Source organism: Bradyrhizobium sp. Ai1a-2 (genome assembly GCF_000426245.1).
Lineage (GTDB): Bacteria > Pseudomonadota > Alphaproteobacteria > Rhizobiales > Xanthobacteraceae > Bradyrhizobium.
In genome coordinates, this window is sequence record NZ_AUEZ01000203.1 from 1 (window position 1) to 2565 (window position 2565).

1 protein-coding gene is annotated in these 2565 nt (G+C 64.1%); it reads left to right on the forward strand.

Features of this window, described 5'->3' with window-relative positions; translation table 11 throughout:
- The first annotated feature begins 385 nt into the window (after positions 1-385).
- Entirely contained in the window at positions 386-2452 is a 2067-nt protein-coding gene (locus tag K288_RS0143060) for a prolyl oligopeptidase family serine peptidase (RefSeq protein WP_027584835.1), read from the forward strand.
- Positions 2453-2565 lie beyond the last annotated feature (113 nt).

The window sequence follows — 2565 nt, forward strand, 5'->3', positions numbered from 1 at the left end:
CTGATTTGCCCGACGACGGAAGCGGAATGTTTTTTCTGCGAGGGGTGGACAGACTTTTGGTGATTTGCCCGTCGAGTTGTTATGTCGCACCCGTTGTCTCCACATCGTCATTGCAAGCGCAGCGAAGCAATCCATAGCGCCACACGTGGAGGCATGGATTGCTTCGCTTCGCTCGCAATGACGGGGGAGTCATTCCGGGGCGATGCGAAGCATCGAGCCCGGAATCCATTTCACGACCTGCACAAGTGGACGAATGGATTCCGGGCTCGCGCTAGCGCGCGCCCGGAAATGACGACGGCGTTGCTGGCGCAAGTCTCGCGGCCCATTGGACAGCGCAGGAGCGAGCACCTACATCGATGGGTCTGTGATCCTCGGAGTTTTCACGATGACCATCGACGACAGGCCTACCATCGCTGCGCCCGATGACGATCCCTATCTCTGGCTGGAGGAGATCGAAGGCGCGCGGGCGCTGGAATTCGTGGAGCGGCAGAACCGGCTGACGCTGGAGAAATTCGCCGGCGCGTCGTTTGCCGCCGATCGCGACGCGCTGGTGGCGATCTTCGACCGGCCGGACAACATTCCCTATGTCACCAGGCGCGGCGGGCTGCTCTACAATCTCTGGAAGGATGCGCAGAATCCGCGCGGCCTGTGGCGGCGCACGACGCTCGACGAATTCCGCAAGGCCTATCCCAACTGGGAAATCCTCCTGGACGTCGACCGGCTTGCCGCCGACGAGGGCGAGGATTGGCTCCTGAACTGGACGCAGATGCCCGTCGGAAATGATCGGCGCGCGATGCTCGGCCTGTCGCGCGGCGGCAGCGACGCGGTGACGCTGCGCGAGTTCGACATGGATGCGAAGCGCTTCATCACCGACGGCTTCGCGCTGCCGGAAGCCAAGAGCGGTGTCGATTGGGTCGACGACGACACGCTGCTGCTGTCGAGCGCCTATGGCGAGGGCATGGCGACCACTTCGGGCTATGCCCGGACTGTCAGGTTGTGGCGCCGCGGCGAGGCCGTGGAGCGCGCCCCAGTGGTGTTCGACGTGCAGGCCAACCATATGAGCGCGTCCACTCAGGTCGACGATTCCGGACCGGTCCCACGGGTGTGGTTCGTCGACCGGCTCGATTTCTTCAACCTGAATGCCTGGCTCGGCGACGAGCGGGCTGCGAAGACGAAGCTCGATCTGCCCACCAGCATCTGGCTGCTCGCCTATCAGGACTGGTTCGTCGTCAAGTTGCGCGAGGCGTGGACGGTTGGCGGCAAGACCTATGCACCCGATACGGTGCTCGGCCTGTCGCTGTCGGCCTTCCTCGCAGGCAGCCGCGACTTCACCGTCGTGTTCCAGCCGGAGCCGCGGCGGGCGTTGCAAGGGTTCTTCTGGACCGCGGGCCGGCTGGTGCTATCGATTCTCGATGAACTGCGGCCAGTGTTCGAGATCTGCACGCCATCGGCTGGCGGCTGGACGCGCGAGCGGCTCGAAGGGCTGCCCGAGATCGGCGTCGTCGATATCTGGCGCCTCGACAGCCATATATCCGAAAGCAACGGTGACCTCCTCGCCAATGTGCAGGACCCGCTGACGCCGTCGTCGCTCATGCTGATGGAGAAGGTCGGGGCCCCCACGGTGCTGAAGCAGGCGCCGCGGACGTTTAGCGCGGATGGACTGGTCGTAACCCAGCATGAGGCGATCTCCATCGACGGCGAACGCATCCCCTATGTGCAGACAGGCCCGGCGACGGAGACCGGCGATGCGCCGGTCCATCTGACCGCCTATGGCGGCTTCGGTCTTGCGATGAAGCCGTACTACAACCCGGCGCTCGGCAAGCTGTGGCTGGAGCGCGGCGGCACCATCGTGGAGGCCAATATCCGCGGCGGCGGCGAATTCGGCACGCGCTGGCACGATGCCGGCCGCTATGCGGGCAAGCGATTGGCGCATGATGACTTCGCCGCCGTCGCCGCCGATCTGGTGAAGCGTGGCGTCACGCGGCCCGAACGGATCGCGGCCGAAGGCGGATCGAATGGCGGCATCCTGATCACCAACATGCTGGTGCGCTATCCTGAACGATTCGGCGCGCTGTTCTGCACCGTCCCGCTGATCGACATGCGCCGCTACACCAGGCTGCTCGCCGGCGCGAGCTGGATCGCCGAATATGGCGATCCCGACAAGCCGGAGGAGTGGGCCTGGCTGCAAACCTACTCCGCCTATCACACGGCAAAGCCAGGCCAGAAATATCCACCGATCCTGATCGCGACCACGCGCCGCGACGACCGCGTGCATCCGGGCCACGCGCGCAAGATGGCCGCCAAGCTGCAGGCAATGGGATATGAAGCCTATCTCTACGAGCCCGCTGCCGGCGGCCACGGCTATGGCAAGGACAACAAGGAACGCGCCGCGTTCACGGCGCTGGGGCTCGGGTTCTTGAGGGAGAAGATCGGGTGGGTGGATGGTGCGTGATCGCGAGAATCGTAGGGTGGGTTAGCACTACTGAGTCAAGCGGTCGCGGTCTTTTGGGGCTGAGAATCAAGTAATTGAAGAGATTCAATATTTGGCACGTGGAGGGCCAGATG

Bases quoted from the DNA above. Each gene is read 5' to 3' on its own strand.
- K288_RS0143060 (WP_027584835.1), top strand. From the start codon at position 386: ATGACCATCGACGACAGGCCTACCATCGCTGCGCCCGATGACGATCCC.